This window comes from Pseudomonas sp. UBA5568 (assembly GCF_002425525.1).
Lineage (GTDB): Bacteria > Pseudomonadota > Gammaproteobacteria > Pseudomonadales > Pseudomonadaceae > Aquipseudomonas > Aquipseudomonas fulva.
The window spans coordinates 82382-99425 of sequence record NZ_DIMK01000068.1; the positions used below are offsets into that span (position 1 = coordinate 82382).

The 17044-nt window shown below is 61.4% G+C and carries 13 protein-coding genes; 7 read left to right on the plus strand and 6 right to left on the minus strand.

Going from position 1 to position 17044, the window contains the following annotated elements:
• Positions 1-2 precede the first annotated feature (2 nt).
• Positions 3-566 carry an NUDIX hydrolase gene (locus B2S33_RS21240; protein WP_028686373.1) on the plus strand — a complete coding sequence of 188 codons (564 nt, stop codon included), beginning with the start codon at positions 3-5 and terminating at the stop codon, positions 564-566.
• Between the two features lie 83 nt (positions 567-649).
• Positions 650-2467 (plus strand): ATP-binding protein, encoded by a 1818-nt coding sequence (locus B2S33_RS21245; protein ID WP_349681310.1) that lies wholly within the window; start codon positions 650-652, stop codon positions 2465-2467.
• Between the two features lie 10 nt (positions 2468-2477).
• Here B2S33_RS21245 and B2S33_RS21250 read toward each other — a convergent pair whose 3' ends face one another.
• On the minus strand, positions 2478-4661 hold the full coding sequence (locus B2S33_RS21250) for a response regulator (protein ID WP_288651030.1): 2184 nt from the start codon (positions 4659-4661) through the stop codon (positions 2478-2480).
• A gap of 136 nt (positions 4662-4797) precedes the next feature.
• Positions 4798-5502, minus strand: a complete 705-nt coding sequence (locus B2S33_RS21255) for an NUDIX hydrolase (RefSeq protein WP_288651031.1) — start codon at positions 5500-5502, stop codon at positions 4798-4800.
• Between the two features lie 138 nt (positions 5503-5640).
• Here B2S33_RS21255 and B2S33_RS21260 point away from each other — a divergent pair, with 138 nt between their 5' ends.
• The 3 genes from B2S33_RS21260 (at position 5641) to trbK (ending at position 7832) form a co-directional block, all read left to right on the plus strand.
• Positions 5641-6291, plus strand: coding sequence for an isochorismatase family protein (locus B2S33_RS21260; protein WP_027914820.1), 651 nt, complete (start codon positions 5641-5643; stop codon positions 6289-6291).
• On the plus strand, positions 6288-7490 hold the full coding sequence (gene pncB, locus B2S33_RS21265; protein WP_280078169.1) for a nicotinate phosphoribosyltransferase: 1203 nt from the start codon (positions 6288-6290) through the stop codon (positions 7488-7490). The genes B2S33_RS21260 and pncB overlap by 4 nt, the downstream gene beginning before the upstream one ends.
• Before the next feature lie 96 nt (positions 7491-7586).
• Positions 7587-7832, plus strand: coding sequence for an entry exclusion lipoprotein TrbK (gene trbK, locus B2S33_RS21270; protein ID WP_023535077.1), 246 nt, complete (start codon positions 7587-7589; stop codon positions 7830-7832).
• Between the two features lie 152 nt (positions 7833-7984).
• On the opposite strand, the gene B2S33_RS21275 is transcribed toward trbK, so the two are convergent.
• Positions 7985-8875 (minus strand): LysR family transcriptional regulator, encoded by an 891-nt coding sequence (locus tag B2S33_RS21275; protein ID WP_280078168.1) that lies wholly within the window; start codon positions 8873-8875, stop codon positions 7985-7987.
• 110 nt (positions 8876-8985) lie between these two features.
• Here B2S33_RS21275 and B2S33_RS21280 point away from each other — a divergent pair, with 110 nt between their 5' ends.
• Together B2S33_RS21280 and ppnN are read left to right on the plus strand one after the other, a co-directional pair.
• Complete coding sequence (locus B2S33_RS21280) at positions 8986-10047, plus strand: YeiH family protein (RefSeq protein WP_280078167.1); 1062 nt, start codon at positions 8986-8988, stop codon at positions 10045-10047.
• Between the two features lie 132 nt (positions 10048-10179).
• Entirely contained in the window at positions 10180-11553 is a 1374-nt protein-coding gene (gene ppnN, locus B2S33_RS21285) for a nucleotide 5'-monophosphate nucleosidase PpnN (protein WP_023535126.1), read from the plus strand.
• A gap of 151 nt (positions 11554-11704) precedes the next feature.
• Here ppnN and B2S33_RS21290 read toward each other — a convergent pair whose 3' ends face one another.
• The 3 genes from B2S33_RS21290 to pssA form a co-directional block, all read right to left on the minus strand.
• On the minus strand, positions 11705-12853 hold the full coding sequence (locus tag B2S33_RS21290) for a GGDEF domain-containing protein (protein ID WP_288651034.1): 1149 nt from the start codon (positions 12851-12853) through the stop codon (positions 11705-11707).
• Between the two features lie 195 nt (positions 12854-13048).
• Positions 13049-15595, minus strand: a complete 2547-nt coding sequence (locus tag B2S33_RS21295) for a bifunctional diguanylate cyclase/phosphodiesterase (RefSeq protein WP_288651036.1) — start codon at positions 15593-15595, stop codon at positions 13049-13051.
• Positions 15596-15696: 101 nt separating this feature from the next.
• A complete protein-coding gene (pssA, locus tag B2S33_RS21300) occupies positions 15697-17022 on the minus strand; it encodes a CDP-diacylglycerol--serine O-phosphatidyltransferase (protein WP_280078165.1) in 1326 nt (441 codons plus the stop codon).
• Positions 17023-17044 lie beyond the last annotated feature (22 nt).

Here is a 17044-nt window from a genome sequence, read left to right on the forward strand (position 1 = left end):
TCATGCCCAGTGCTCCCCGCTACTGCCCTCATTGCACCACGACGCTGGCCCAGGGCACGCCTGCGGGAGACACCCATGAGCGGCTGCACTGCGCCAGCTGCGGCTACATCCATTACATCAACCCCAAGATCATTGCCGGTTGTATCATCGAGCGCGACGGTAAATACCTGCTGTGCCAGCGCGCCATCCCCCCTCGCCCCGGCACCTGGACGCTGCCGGCAGGCTTCATGGAAGCGGGCGAAACCACCGAGCAGGCGGCGCTGCGCGAGGTGTGGGAAGAAAGCGGCGTACGGGCAGAAATCGTCTGCCCCTACTCCATTTTCAGCGTGCCGAAGATCAGCGAGGTCTACATCATCTTCCGCGCCTTCGTCACCGAGGAAACGGGCCAGTTTGGCCCGGAAACCCTGGCCTATCGGTTTTTCGAGCCAGAGCAGATCCCGTGGGATGACATCTATTACCCCGCTATCCGGCAGATTCTCGAGCGATACATTCTCGAGCGTCAGGCCGGTGTCTACGGGATCTACACGGGCAACGATGACGTCGGCAAGGTGCATTTCATTCGCTGACTGGCCAAGCGCCATAAAACGCTCGCCAATCTTGCCTCAAGGGTGCACCCTAGAGCCCCCTGTTTCAATGATCGGCAGAGCAGATGGCGAAGTGGCTAGCAGGCGGCGGCGCGATGGCCGACCGTATTCTTGGGCATGACTGGGCGTGCACCTCGTTAGGTCCGCTGGAAAACTGGCCCGATACCCTCAAGACCACCTTGGCGCTGTGCCTGGGCTCGCACTTTCCACAGGCTGTGCTGTGGGGGCCCGATCTGCTGACCTTTCACAACGATGCCTTTCTTCCGATTCTAGGGCGCAAGCCGGTGGCGCTGGGAGTGCCGTTTGCAGAGGTCTGGCAGGAGGCATGGGACGATATCCGCTGCATGGCCGACAGGGCCTTCAAGGGCGAAGCGGTCTACATCCAAGACTTCCCCCTGGTCATCGACCGTAATAGCAGACCGGAGCGTGCCTACTTCACGTTCTGCTACAGCCCTATCCGTGACTTGCAGGGCAATGTGCTTGGAATGCTCGATACCGTTACCGAAACCACGGCGACCGTGCTCGCCAACCAACGGCTGGCGTTTCTGGACGAGCTCGGCCGGGCAGTGGCCCAAGCGGTTGATCCTCAGGAGATCATGGCGACGACCACCCGCCTGCTCGCCAATCACCTGGGGCTATCAGGTTGTACTTACGCGGTCATGCAATCCGACGATGATACCTTTACGGTCTGTGGCGAAGCGCTGACCGACGCAAGCCCCTCATTGATCGGAGAGCATCGCCTGCGAGATTTCGGCAAGCAGGCGAATGAACGACTGCGCAGCGGGCTGGCATTGACGCTCGATGATTGCAGGCAGGAACTTCCCGATTCTGAGGCGGCTGTGTTTGCAGCCCTCGGGATCGCCGCCACGTGCTGTGTGCCGCTGATAAAAGGCGGGCGGCTTACCGCCTTGATGGCGCTCAACAGCACGTCGGCGCACGCGTGGACCGAATATGAGCGGGCGTTGCTCGGTGATGTGACCGAACGCAGTTGGGCACATATCCAGCATGCCCAATCCACGGGCGAAACGCAGGCCGCCCTGCTGGCGCTCGAGGCGCTCAATACGAGCCTGGAGCAACACGTACGGACCCGCACTACGCAACTGCTGCACACCGAAGCGGAGCTGCGCCAGGCCCAGAAGCTTGAGGCCATCGGCCAGCTTACAGGTGGTGTGGCGCACGATTTCAACAACATATTGACCATCATTCATGCCTCGCTGCACTTCTTGCAGCGTCCAGGTTTGGACGACGACCGACGCATGCGCTATCTACGCACCATGGTCGAGACGGTCGAGCGCGGCTCCAAACTGACCGGCCAGCTGCTGGCATTTGCACGGCGCCAGGCCTTGAACCCGCAGGTGTTCGACGCAGCGGCGCGGCTGGCAGCCATGGCCGACCTGTTCGACACCGCAGCAGGCGCCAGCATTGACGTCGAGCTGGACTTGCCCGCTTCGCCGTGCCATGTGCGCGCCGACGTTAGCCAATTGGAAACGGCGGTCATCAACCTGATGCTCAACGCCCGCGATGCCATGGCTGCGGTGGGCGTCGTGCGCATACGTCTCGAAGCCCACCAGCACTTACCGGTATGCCGCGATGAGGTCCCCGATCCGTGCGCGTATGCTGCCATTTCTGTAACCGACACGGGCGTTGGCATCAGTACGGAGCTCTTCGAGCGTATATTCGACCCCTTTTTCACCACCAAGCCTGCCGGGCAAGGCACTGGTCTGGGCTTGTCCCAGGTATTCGGTTTCGCTAAACAGTCCGGCGGGGATATCAAGGTCAGCAGTGTTCAGGGCCAGGGGACTACCTTCACCCTCTACCTGCCGCAACAGTCGCCCGCCGCCTTGCTGGAGCAAGAGCAGATGTGCAGCCTGCAAAAAGGCTGATGCTGGCGTGTCAGCGTCGACTGAGGGAAGCCCCCGCCAGCAGGCGCGCCACACTCTGAGCGAGTTCGGCGCGTCGATAAGGCTTGCGCAGTACTTCGAAACCGCTTAGCTGGCGCGGCGTCAGGTTCGCATAGCCCGTAATGATCAGCACCGGCAGCTCGCTGTGATGCTGGCGCATTTGCTGGGCAAAGCGTACGCCAGTCATCTCGGGCATGACATGGTCGGTCACCAATACATCAGGCAGCCACCCCTTTTCCACCAGGCGCAGGGCGGCCACTGCACTTGGCGCCTCGGTCACCTCGTAGCCCAGGTCGCGCAATTGCAAGGCCGTTGCGTGACGCACGATTTCTTCGTCGTCCACCAGCAGTATCCGGCTCGGACGCTCGGCCACAGGCCCGTCGCAGGGCTCGATGTCACGGTGGGTGGGCAATGCGTCGCTGGCCGGCAACCACAGCGTCGCCTGAGTCCCTTGGCCTGGTATGGAATGAATCTCGAACCCACCGCCGGATTGAACCGCCAATCCTTGGACCATTGGTAAGCCCAAGCCAGTCCCCTTGCCCACCTCCTTGGTAGAAAAGAAAGGTTCGATGCACCGCCTGAGTTGTTCATCGTCCATGCCGCAGCCGTTGTCCCTGACCTGAATCCATACCAAACGTTTGCCCGCAAGGTCCTCGGGCGGCGCCAGGCAGTGGGTGTCATCACCGGCGATGATTTGCAGCTGGCCGGCGCCGCCGATGGCGTCGCGGGCATTGACCGCCAGATTCAACAGGGCCAACTCCAGTTGGTGCGGGTCGACCACGACGCAGGGTAATGACGGATCGATATTCACGTGCACGGCAATGGTGGGCCCGAGCGAGCGCGCCATCAACTCGTGCATGTCCTCGACCAGGGCTGCCAAGGACACAGGTTGCGGTTTGAGTGTCTGGCGGCGTGCGAAGCTGAGCAGGCGAGCGACCAGGTTGCGCGCACGTTCAGCTGCCTGCAGGCCACCGTCGATCAGCCGGGGCGCGCGATCGGCCTGCGGATGGCGGCGCAACAGCTCGAACGACCCAATGATCGGCGTGAGCATGTTGTTGAGGTCGTGGGCAATACCACCGGTCAATTGCCCGATCATTTCCATCTTGTGGGCTTCGTGCAGTTGCATCATCACCGACTCGCGCTGGGCCAGCGCCGTGGCAACTCGCTCCTCAAGGCTCTGGTTGAGCAGATGCAACGCCTGTTCGGCGCGGGCGTGCAGGATTGCAGCCCACACTTGCTTGGCGGTCTCTTCCACAAGCTGGCAGTCCTCCTCGAAGCACCCTCGCGCATCACTGAAATGAACGGCCAACACGGCCTCGAGTCGCCCCCCGCGCAGCACAGGGGCATGCAAGGTGGTGCTTATGCCCGCCTGACAAGGCTCGGGCTGTTCGTAGCTATGTTGAACGGTCCTGCCGTCGCTCAATTGCTCATACAAGTCGGTACCGAACGTCAGGTACGAATGCGTGCCCACCAACGACGTCACGCCCTCGGTCCAATCGTGACTGACCTTGAAGCCGACACCGTCGCCTTTGTCTTCACCGAAGCAGACCCTGGCCGCCCCCAACTCCTGCGCCAGGCGTTGAACCGCATAGGACTCGATGCGCGCAGCATCACCCAGCCCAGGCAATGTGCGGCTCAATTCCAGAAGAAACGCCTGGCGCTGGTGGAAGCGCACGCGGTCAGTGGTCTCTGTGACCAGGCACAAGACACCGCCAACGCTTGCATCAGCCTCGCGCACGGCAGAATACGACACATCGAAATACACCGTCTCACCGTGCCCACGGCGCTCGATGTAAAAAGCGCGGTCCTTGGCCGAAAACGTCTGCCCGGTGTCACGCACACCGCGCAGCAACGGTTCGAGGTCATCCCACAGCTCGGCCCAATTCTCACGCGCCGGGCGCCCGAGGGCTTGCGGGTGCTTGTTGCCGATGGTGGGCGCATAGGCATCGTTGTACAGCGCGACATAGTCCGGGCCCCAGAACAGCACGACCTGGGTCTGCGCTGGCAGGAGCGTGGCCATCGCGGCCTGAAGGTGCGGGGACCAGCCATGTGGCGTCCCAAGTGGAGAATCCTGCCAGTTCATCGTTTGAAGCAGACGGCCGATCTCACCGCCATTGAGCAGGAAGCTCAGCGGTGTGGAGGTGTCATCGATCAGAGAGGTTTGGAGCGATCTCATGTCAGGGGAATCCGCGGCACAGGCCATCCATCTCTGGATAAGAGGCATTGACTCGCGGTTCGTTCCACTGAGATTGATCAGTCGTTCAATGTCGGCACTGGCCCTACCTCGCGCGGCCAGTCTGCCGGGTCGATGCTCAACTGCCCTCCGGCAGCAAGCTACGGTCGAACATGAACGGCCCCTGCCCTTGCGCGGTGTACTGGTACAGTTGCTGCGGGCGCCCCATGGGTGGTTGATTCTTTTCGCCTGTGTCCTTGACCCAGCCCAGCACGCGCAAGCGCTCCAGGCGCTTGCGCAGCGATGTCGCGTTCACAGGCTGGCCCAGGCAGGCTTGCATGGCCCCCAGCGCATCGAGGACGGTGAACCGGGTGTCGAGCAGGTACAACGGCAAACTGCTGTAGACGGACTTGGCCGCGAGCCGCTCATGGGCTCGGCGCGCCAGCAGGTTGTGATCGAATGGCAGCAGCACCCTGCGTTCCACCACGTCGGCGAGGTCGAAAAAGGCCAGCTGCTCATTCTCGACTTCCTGGCAGGCGGGCAACAGCGCCAGGTAACAGGTGCTCAACGACCAGCTCCGTGGATCGCGAAAGGCATTGCCTTCGGTAACCACTTGCTCCAGATAGTGCGGCTGGACGCGCGCTTTCTCGCTCAAGGCGCGGTGGGCAGCGCTCTCAAGGCTGGTATCAGGGGTGCGCCCATTGATGATCACACCGGGCAGTGCCCATTGACCATGGTGCGGTTCTCGCTCACGGCGATGCAGAAGCACCTGCAGGTGCTCACTGCCAGGCGGCAGGCGCAGCGCGACGATGTCGACGCTTGCCAGGACTTCAGCTGTACTCACTCGTAACTCCTTGACTGAAGCCTTTTATAGTTCACTAGAGCGAATAAGTAAATCTGCATCATGCAGCCTATTTACGGACACTTGACATATATAGTCCACCAGGTGGATTATGTAGCCATTCCAGCGAGGAGAGCCAACATGAAAATCGCCAGCTTCGATGTCGATGCACAACTAGGCTTCACGTGCCATGCGCCTCAGGAACTCCCAGTCCCCGACGGTCACGAAATCGCACCAGACCTCAACGCCATGGCACAGCGGGCCGACCTGCGGCTGGGCAGCAAGGACGCGCATCCCGCCAATGCCGCGTGGGTGGTGGCCGACGCCACGCAGATGCTGCAGCCGCTGACCCTTGCCAATGCGGACCTCACCTGGGTCAGCCACTGCATCCCTGGTACCCCCGGTTTCGAGCTGCTGCCGGGCCTCCCTGCCCCCATCGAGTACGACTACTTCGTGTGGAAAGGCGTGGAGCCCGACCTGCATCCCTATGGCGCCTGCTATCACGACCTGGCCGAACGCCGCTCCACGGGTGTTATCGAATACCTCAAGGTGCATCAGGTGGGTGCCGTGATCGTAGGCGGCCTGGCGCTCGACTACTGCGTGCGCACCACTGCCCGGCAACTGCGTCAGGCCGGGTTCGAGGTGCTGCTGTACCTACCGGCTTGCCGTGCCCTGACCCAGGCCGGCGCGATAGAGGCCTGCGGCGCCCTGGCTGGCGAAGGTGTGAAGCTGTGCGGCGACGAGTCGGCCCTCGACCATCAACTGGCCCTGATCAAGGAGCAAGCAGCATGAGTGACAGCGTATTTGGCCCACGGATCGTTCAGAACCTGCTGGACACCGACTTCTACAAGATCACCATGATGCAGGCGGTGCTGCACAACTATCCCAATGCGGAGGTGGAGTGGGAGTTTCGCTGCCGCAACGGTGAGAGCCTGGCCCCGTATCTTGCAGAAATCCGCTACCAGGTCGAGCAACTCGCCGAAGTCACGGTCACCCAGGACCAGCTTGCTTACCTTGAGAAGATCGCCTTCATCAAGCCTGACTTCATCCGCTTCCTGAGCCTGTTCCGCTTCAACCTGCGCTACGTGCATGTTGGCCTCGACGACGCCGGCCAGTTGGCGATACGCGTGCGCGGCCCCTGGCTGCACGTCATTCTGTACGAAATCCCGTTGCTGGCGATCATCAGCGAGGTTCGCAACCGCTACCGCTACCGTGAAGTGGTGATCGAACAGGTACGCGAACAGTTGTACCGCAACCTCGACTGGCTCAGGGCCGAGGCCAGCAGTGACGAATTGGCAGGCTTTCAGCTAGCGGATTTCGGCACTCGCCGACGCTTCTCCTACCGGGTGCAGGAAGAGGTGGTGCACATCCTCAAGCGCGACTTCCCAGGCCGCTTCGTCGGCACCAGCAACGTGCACCTGGCGCGGGAGTACGAGCTGCGGCCGATTGGTACCATGGCGCACGAGTGGTTCATGGCCCACCAGCAGCTGGGCCCTCGCCTCGTGGACAGCCAGGCGGCAGCCCTGGAGTGCTGGGTGCGCGAGTACCGCGGCCTGCTGGGTATCGCCCTTACCGACTGCATCACCATGGATGCCTTCCTTGGCGACTTCGACCTCTATTTCGCCAAGCTCTTCGATGGCCTGCGCCATGACTCGGGCGACCCGCTTGCCTGGGCGGAGAAAGCCATCGCGCACTACCACCGGCTGGGCATCGACCCGAAGACCAAGACCCTGATCTTCTCCGACGGCCTGGACATGCCGAAAGCGCTTGAGCTTTACCGCGCATTGCATGAGCGCATCAACGTGAGCTTTGGCATCGGGACGCGCCTGACCTGCGACATCCCAGGAGTCGAGCCGATGAACATGGTGATCAAGATGACAGCCTGCAACGGTGCGCCGGTAGCCAAGATTTCGGACAGCCCTGGGAAAACACAGTGCCGGGATGAAAATTTCGTGGCCTATTTGAAGCATGTGTTCAACGTAGGCGGGTGACTTTCTGCAGGTGGCAATGCAAGGCCTGGGTCCGTATCATGCCTTCCGGTTCAACACTCAACTCCACTTTCAGCGCACCAGGAGAACGATCGCGATATGGACATCAAATTGGCAAAGCTGGTCACGGCAATGGGCTTGGCAGCCTTGCTCGCAGGCTGCAGCGAGGAAACGGTGCCCGAGCCTACCGCTGACAACTGTACCCCGCAGATGCAGGAGAAAATTCTGGCGGATTTGTCCAAAGAGGCCAATCGCAATACCTTTACCGCCAACTGCAACAGCTTCCTCCAAGCGCGCAAGCACACCGACTGGACCTTCAAGAAGAGCCCGAAAGACGATTTCTGATGAAGTACTGGCGGCCCTGGCAGCACACGTGCGGCGTGGCCGCCGGGCCGCTGGCCCTGATCACCAGCGAGTTATTGCCTGGCTTCGCTCTACGCCAGCGAGCACGGTCAGCCTCAGTTCAACGGCCAGTATCGTCGTAACTCGCCGCGTCGCTAGGCCGAAGCGCCGAGGAAAGCCACACACAGATCGTGAAAGCGGGCAGCCGCTCGAGAGGGTGAGCCTGCGTGGGGCAGCACTATCGAGAACCGACGAGTCAGTGAACGCGGCCCCACCCGGACCTTGCGCAAGACCGTATTTTCATGACGAATCGACAGGGCGGACACGAAGCCTACGCCCATACCTGCGCGCACTGCTTCCTTCACCCCCTCTACGCCAGCAATCTCCAGGCCGATCTTCATCGGCAGTTGATTGTTGGCAAATGCTTGCTCGACGACCTGGCGCACGCCCGAACCCTGCTCACGGAGCACTAATGGGAAGCCTGCCACGTCCTTCAAGGAGCGAGGTTCGGCGCCAGCCAAGGGGTGTACGACCGGGACGATGGCGACGATTTCGTCCTCAAGCCACTCCGTCACGCCAGTGCCCACGGGCAGGTCTCGCCCCGGTGGCCCTTCTATCAACGCCAAATCCACGCTACCCAGAGCACCGACGATTTCGGCGGTGTTGCCCTGTACGGTGGTAATCGCTACCTGCGGGTAGAGTGTCTTGAACTGGGCGATCAGGTACGGGAGCAGGTAGCTTGCAGGCGTAGTGCTGGCACCGATCCGCAATGTGCCAAGCTGAAGGCCGCGCATCGCTTCGCGAAGTGACCGGGCCTGATCGAATGTATCGCGCAGCCGAGTCGCATGCGCCAGGAGCTGTTCGCCTGCTGCCGTGAGGCGCACCCCGCGCCCGGCCCGATGATAAAGAGGCTCACCGAACGCTTCCTGCAGTAGCTTGAGTTGACCAGACACCGCCGGCTGCGACAAATGCAAGGCCACTGCGGCATGGCTGATGTTGCCGTGCTCCGCAACGACAGCGAAAGTTATAAGCTGTTCAGGGGTCATTCCGCAAAACTATCAGCTAAATGGATACTCTGCATTCCAGATTACGATTTTTCATAAGCTTATAACCAAATTATTGTGGTGCTCATTGATTCCGCTCGCTGGAGAATCTCATGACACCCGCCCCTAGTACGCCCCCTGACGCACCTGTCGCGCACCGCTGCGCAGTGCTCAAGGGCGTGATTTTCGTTACGGTTCTCGCCCTTGGCGTCAGCCAGGTGGCTGCCCTGCCCCTTTTTGTCCAACTTGGCCTCAGCCCGTTGATCCTTGGCATTATTGCCGGGGCGATCTGCGGCAATGTGCTGAAAGATCGCCTGCCGGCCTGTTATGGCCCGGGCATACACTTCTGCGCCCGTGCCCTGCTGCGTGTGGCCGTGGCCTTGTTCGGCCTGCGGATCAGCCTGCAGGAAATCGTACAGGTTGGCTGGCCTGGGCTGGTGATCTCGCTGCTGGTGATCAGCAGCACATTGGCGATAGGCGTGTGGTGCGGCATGAAACTGCTCGGGCTTGACCGGGAGACGGCCCTGCTTACGGCTGCGGGCAGCGCCATCTGCGGGGCTGCGGCCGTTTTGGCTTTTGAATCGACGCTGCGCAGCGCGCCGCATAAAAGTGCGGTGGCCGTGGGCAGCGTGGTGCTGTTCGGCACGGCGTCGATGTTTTTCTATCCTTTTTTGATTCAGGCCGGCTGGCTGCACCTGGATGCCCAGACCGCTGGGCTTTGGCTGGGTGGCACGCTCCATGAAGTGGCTCAAGTAGTAGGCGCCGCCAGTACCCTTGGCCCTGACGCCAGCCATGTAGCAACCATCGTGAAAATGACGCGCGTGATGCTGCTGGTGCCCGTCCTGTTACTGGTTGGCTTGTGGATCAGCCGTACCCCACGGGCTGGCGTGGTGCCCGGCAAGGGTCGGCTCTCGGTGCCTTGGTTTGCTTTTGGGTTTCTGGCACTGGTGGCGATCAATTCCCTTCAGATTCTACCTTCCAACCTGCGCGAGGCCGTCAACGGCCTGGACACCTTCGCATTGACCATGGCCATGACGGCACTGGGCATGGAAACTCGGTTCGAGCAGATACGCCATGCTGGGCCTCGCGTGCTGGCGACTGGGGCGATTCTGAACATGTGGTTATTTGGGGGTGGCTTGGCCATTACCCTCGCCGTGCAACGGCTGGTGGGCTGATTGTTTGTCAATGCGCGCAGCTGGAGCGGCCATGAAGTACCGGGCTTTTTTTGCAGGCCTCTCGTTGCCGCTTCCATTTCTCGGTATGGTGTGGTGAAAGAAGGATGTTTTACCCGCACAGGAAAGACTTAGATGCCCCAACGCCATGTCATCAATGCATCCGTCAGCCCCAAGGGCAGCCTAGAAACGCTGTCCCAACGTGAAGTACAGCAACTGAGCGAAGCCGGCTCCGGCAGTCTCTACACCCTATTCCGCCAGTGCGCCCTGGCCATCCTCAACACCGGCGCCCATGTCGACAATGCCAAGACCATCCTCGAGGCCTATCAGGATTTCGAAGTACGCATCCATCAGCAGGACCGAGGCGTTCGCCTTGAACTGCTCAATGCCCCAGCGGACGCCTTCGTCGATGGCGAAATGATCGCCAGCACTCGGGAGATGCTGTTCAGCGCCTTGCGCGATATCGTGTATACCGAAAGCGAGCTGGCCAGCCAGCGCATCGACCTGGAAAGCTCTCAAGGCATCACCGACTACGTGTTCCACTTGCTGCGCAACGCCCGCACCTTGCGCCCTGGCGTCGAGCCGAAGATGGTGGTGTGCTGGGGCGGTCACTCGATCAGCACCGAGGAATACCAGTACACCAAGAAGGTGGGCCATGAACTGGGCCTGCGTAAACTGGACGTGTGCACCGGTTGCGGCCCGGGCGTCATGAAAGGCCCGATGAAAGGTGCCACCATTGCCCATGCCAAACAGCGCATGCAAGGCAGCCGCTACCTGGGCCTGACGGAGCCAGGCATCATCGCTGCCGAGGCGCCCAACCCGATCGTCAACGAACTGGTGATCCTCCCAGACATCGAGAAGCGCCTGGAGGCGTTCGTGCGGGTCGGCCACGGCATCATCATCTTCCCGGGTGGTGCAGGCACGGCAGAAGAGTTTCTGTACCTGCTGGGGATCCTGATGCATCCGGATAACCAGGATGTGCCCTTCCCGGTCGTGCTGACGGGCCCGCGCAGTGCAGAGCCCTACTTGCAGCAGTTGCATGCATTCGTCGGCGCGACGCTCGGCGAGGCAGCGCATCGGTTGTACGAGATCATCATTGACGACCCGGCTGAAGTGGCGCGCCACATGGTCGAGGGGCTCAAACAGGTCAAGCAGTTCCGTCGCGAGCGCAACGATGCGTTTCATTTCAACTGGTTGCTGCGGATCGAAGAGAGCTTCCAGCGCCCCTTCGACCCCACCCACCAGGCCATGGCTGACCTGGATTTGCGTCGCGAGTTGCCACCTCATGAGCTGGCAGCCAATTTGCGCAGGGCGTTTTCCGGCATCGTGGCGGGTAACGTGAAGGACAAGGGCATCCGCCTGATCGAAGAGCATGGGCCCTATCAGATTCGCGGTGACAGTGCTGTGTTGGATCCGCTGGGGCGTTTGTTGCAAGCCTTCGTTGACCAGCATCGGATGAAGTTGCCGGGCGGGGCGGCTTATGTGCCTTGCTATCAGGTGGTGACGTGACCCACGGTTCGCAGCGAGGCACCTAGCGACCTCCGTTGAGCGGCCTTGCCGGGGCCGCTCTGCGGCCCATCACGCGGGCAGCGAGACCTACAGGGCTGTACCGGTACGCCCACGGCGCAATAAGTTCAGGCCGGCAACGCTAATCCGTCACTCAAGAAAACCCACCACTGGCGACCTGCCGTTCTACGAATCGAATGCTATTCCGCCCTGCGCGCTTGGACGCGTACAGCGCCGCATCCCCTTGCTCGATCAACGCCGCCAGACTCGCTGGCGCCTGGTCAAACACATTCACCCCAATGCTCAACGTCACCGCTGCAGGTGTCGGTACCGCCCCGCCGGCGTAGGCCTGAAACTGCTCCCGCAAACCCTTGGCCAACCCCAGGACGCCTTCACGGCTCGCCCCACTGAGCAAAATCACGAACTCATCCCCGCCTAACCGCGCGACCAAAGAGCGCTCTGGTAACACCGTACGAATCATTTCACTCAACGCCACCAGCAACCTGTCTCCTGCCGCATGCCCATGCAGGTCATTGACCAGCTTGAAGTTGTCGATATCGATCATCAACAACGCCGCAGGCCGTACATTGCTGACCTCCTTGAAAAAAGGCCCCGCACGCACTTCCAGGGCACGCCGGTTGTACAGCGCAGTCAGCGGATCCCGTGCTGCCAGCCGAGCGATACGTTCTTCGCGACGGTAACGAACCGTGCCTGTCATCGACAAGGCGATCATCATGATCGCCATGGCGCCTTCCACCAGGGAGACCTGGATGATCAACCCTCCGAAACTGGCCAGGTCAATCAACGTGCCCGGCGCAATCGCAATGATCGCCTTGATCACGTAGAACAACCCATGCACCAGAAGCACATACCGCAACTGGACTGCACCTACGCTCAGCGATTGCCCATGGGGCTGGAGCAGGCTACTGGCCTTGAGGGTCAGGGCGGCAACCAGCAGCGAGTTGGCCATCAGCATGACTTTCGACCACTCCGGGCCTGCAGGCAGCAACAACAGAGCAAACCAGATCAGCACGATCACCAGCCAGGCGCGCGAAATTCGGTCTTGGGTGAAGCGCAGCACGCCTAGCAGGAAAAGCCCATGGGCCACGACCAGCAGGCCATTCGCAAACCAGATGCCGATGAACAAGAGGCCAACGCCTCGCAGCAGCGCCAGCGTGCAACCGACGGTGATGGTCGCAAAACCGGCGCTCCAGTAAAGCAGCGACGACTCGCGGACACTGCGCCACTCTATCGCCAGGTAAAGCGCAGCCGCTGCCGCCAGGGCTATGGAAATGGTGAGCATGGTAGGTGGGTCTAGCGCCATGGCGGGTGTAGCCTATCGAAGTGGTTCGTAAAGGCGGCGATTGTATGCGCTCGCGCAGGATTTTCAGAGCAGTTGACGACCGCGTGCGCCAGACTTTCCTGCTGCTGTGACCGGGTGTGCATGAAACCTGAATCTTGCCGGTCCGGCGCCCCGGCAAGGCCCCTCCAGACCTGTTCAATCCGAGGTATATGACGGGGTGGCCGCCGAGGTCATCAACTTGATCAGCGCCTGATTGTTCACCGGCCGGCTCAAAAAGTATCCCTGGACCTCATGGCACTGGTCATCACTGAGCAAGGCGAGCTGCTCTGCTGTTTCCACCCCCTCGGCCGTGACCGTCATGCCCATTGCGTTCCCCAGGCTGATGATCGCCTGCACCACGCTGCGGTCACTGCTGCTCTTGCCCAGCGACTGAACGAACCGACGATCGATCTTGATGCTGTCGAACGGGTAGGTACGCAGGTAGCCCAGTGATGAATAGCCTGTCCCGAAGTCGTCCATGTTCAAGCGCACGCCAAGTTCCTTCAACGCGTTCATCGTCTGCAGCGCGCCTTCGACATCGTTGAGCATCACGTTCTCGGTGATCTCCAACTCCAGCCGGTGTGCAGGTAGCCCGGTGGTGCGCAGAGCCTCGGCCACATCGCGCACCACGTCGCTACGGCTGAACTGGGCAGGCGACATGTTCACGGACACGATCACTTCGAGCGGCCAAGCGCCCGCCTCACTGCACGCTTGTTGCAGCACCCAATTGCCCAGCAATACGATCACATCGCTTTGTTCGGCCAAGCCGACAAAATCATCCGGCATCAACAACCCAAGGCGGGGGTGCTCCCAGCGCACCAGCGCTTCGGCGGAGGCGATCGTTACGCCATCCACCTTGAACCGCGGTTGGAAATGCAAACGTAGTTCCCCACGGGGGATGCCCTCGCGCAGCTCCTGTTCGAGTACACGCTTCTCAAGCAGCGCAGCGCTCATCTGCGTGGAGAAATACCGCCATGTGTTCTTGCCCGATTGCTTGGCCCCGTACAGCGCCACGTCGGCATAACGGATCAGGTCGCTGGGGCCACCCGGGTAATCGTCGGACATGACCACACCCAGGCTGGCGCCTACCTGGACCTTATGGTGCTCCACCGCCATTGGCTGCTTGAGGGTGTCGATGAGCCGGGCGCAGAACCGGTCGAGTTCATCACGCGCGCCCGGTGCGATCAGGACAATCACGAACTCATCGCCACCCAGGCGCGCGACCAGATCGCTGGAACGGGTCATTTGACCGAGCCGCATCGCCACCTCCATCAACACCGCATCACCGGCCGGGTGGCCGAGGCTGTCATTGATCGGCTTGAAGTTGTCCAGGTCGAGCATCAGCACGGCCCGCGACACCTTGGCGCTGTCCTCGAGGAAGCGGAACAGCTTGTTGCGGTTGGGCAGCCCGGTCAGGGCATCATGTTGGGACAAGTGCTGAATTCGGGCATGGGCTGCCACCTCATCGGTGATGTCGGTACAGGTTCCGCGGAATCCCTTGCAGATGTTGTGCTCGATGATGGCTCTGGCCGCAATTCGGCATTCGCGTCGCTGCCCGGCCTTGTCCAGGTACTGGCAGCGCAGCGTGCCGGTAGACTCGCTGGCGCCCAGGCCGTGCAGCCAGGTTTCGACATGACCGGTTTCACAATCGAACAAGGTGCAGATCGGCTGATTCAGCCAGTTCTGGACGTCGTGCCCGGTCAATTCGGCAAAGCGTGGTGAAAGATAGATCAGCTGCTGCTGCGCATCGGTCTCCCAGATCCAGTCGGAGGCCGCCTCGGCCACGGCTTTGAAGCGCGTTTCGCTGGCCTCCAGTGCCCGCTTGGAAATAGCCAGCTGATGGTAGCCGCGGTCAATGTCGGCGCTGGTGCGCATGGCATAGCGTGCGAGCAGTACCATCAGCGCCAGGATGATGAGCAGCGCCACAGCCAGCGGTGCGAACACCGCTTGCAGCAAATCGCTACCGGGCTGGTCCATGCGCCAGGTCAAACGATAGGGAACCTCCTGAAGTGGCAAATGCCCCATGTCTTGCGCAGCATAGTCGCTCGCGGTGATAGCCAGGTCCGTGAGGCCGGCCGTCTTACCCATCTGACTCAGCAAGTCGGCTTCGATCATCCGAATGAAGACCATCACCGAGTTATGCTCCGCCAGGCTGTCGGCGAGCGCAGGAGGACGTATCACGGCAGAGGTGAAGACCGCAGGCTGGCCAGCAAACATGATGTAGCCCGATGCCGGTTGTTGTTGCGCCATGGCCTGGCGGGCCTGTTGCAGGACGCGATGGCCTTCGGGGCTGAAGTGATCGAAACCCAGGTCGGTCAAACGCCCTTGCACGACCGCATAGAGCGTACCCTGATCGTCAAGGACGAACACGCCTGCATAGCCATCATCGCTGTAGAGCGTGGCACCCACGTTACCTTCCTCGAACGCCCATTGCCGGTCTGCTGGACGCGCCAGATGATCGTAGGCAGCCTGCCAGGAAGCATGGGTCCACAGGTAGCTGCGCTCGGTCTTGTGCAACTGTGCCAGGGCCGCGCCCGCATGAAATCGGCTTTGTTCCAGCTCCCGCTCATCGAGCGAAACGGCGATGCGGTACAGCGACACCAGCCCCAGCGTCATCGCCAACAAAAGCAGGCTCGAAAAGGCAAATACAAGATGGCGCATCACACGGCTGCGCGGCGAATCAGTGCCAAAAGCTGCTTCCATTCCTTGAGCGCCTATTGTCTGGGATGCACTGGGTGGACCAACAGCGTGCCTGGCCGATCAACGCAATCGACCATCGAGCAGGCCAACTACCCGTCCCTGCCCTACAACACCCGCTTGATCAACGGTTCCAACCGACTATAGCGTAGCCTGCGCAGCAGCTTGCGCACGGGCTTGGGGTGTTCGGCCTTGACGCCCAATGCGCGGGCAGAATCGATAGCCGGGGCGTGCTCACGCAATGCGCTGAGTTCCTTCTCGCACGGCCCCCGCCATTGCCCAAGGGAGTCATCGATAAGCAGGCCGTTTTCCAGGTCCAGGTTGAAGCCGCGTGGGTTCAGGTTGTTGCCGGTCAGCAGGCAATAACGCTCATCGACCCACACGCCTTTGGCGTGAAAGGTGTGTCCTGGGTCGTTCCACAGCCTGATCTTCAGCTGACCGCTGGCCAGCAAAGGCTCGCGACGCCGCGCAAAGGCCCGCAGGTTGTCCTCGTACAGATAAGGCAATGCCCCGCTGGCATGGAATGGCTCTCCCGGAGGGACGTAGAAGTCATTGGCGGTACGATGGCCGACGATGAACTCTACCCGCACGCCTCGTGCCAACGCATCGTCAATCTCGCGCATCACGACGCGAGGCGGATTGAAATACGGTGTGCTGATGACGATACGTTCCCGGGCCACGGCCAGTAGCGCGCACACGGTCTTGTTCAAGGCATTGCGCCTGCCAACGCCGATCAGCGGAATGACCCGCAGGTGCCCCGGCTCGGTTGCAGGGCCCGGTGCGTACGTAAGCCGGCGCATCCGTGCCCGCAGGCGGCGGATGTCACTGCGAAGATCGGCGGTGGAAGGCGCTGGAAGGTCCAGGCGCGGCGTGGCCTGCGGGTGGAGCAGCCGCTGCACCAGGTCGACCATGCAGTCGGCCAGGGCCTTGCTGTGGAACAGGTGGTAGCGATCAAGCCGGTAACGGTCGAACCGATGGAGGTAGACGTTGTTGAGGCTGGCGCCGGTGTAGATGACGCAGTCATCGATGATGCTGCCCTTGAGGTGCAGCACTCCGAAGAGCTCGCGGGTCTGCACAGGCACGCCATGGATCGCAATGTCCAATTGGCGGCTCTGGCGTTCGGCCTGGTACCAGGCTGCATTGCCAGGCTGCCTGCCCGCCCCCAGCAGGCCACGCCGGGCCCGGAACCAGTCCACCACGACAGTTATTTCAAGCGCTGGACGCGCCGCCTTGGCCTGATAGAGTGCGTCCAGCACCTCCTGGCCGGCCTCGTCATGTTGCAGGTAAAGCGCCACGATGACGATACGCCGGGTGGCTGCGCCGATACGCTCGAGCAGGCAGGCCCGGTAGGCCTGGGCATCCGGAAGCACTTCGATCGCATCGGCAGCCAACGGGTAGCCGGGCAACTGGGCCAACAGGTTTTCTGGGTTCACTTGCAGCCACCTTCTGGGCAAA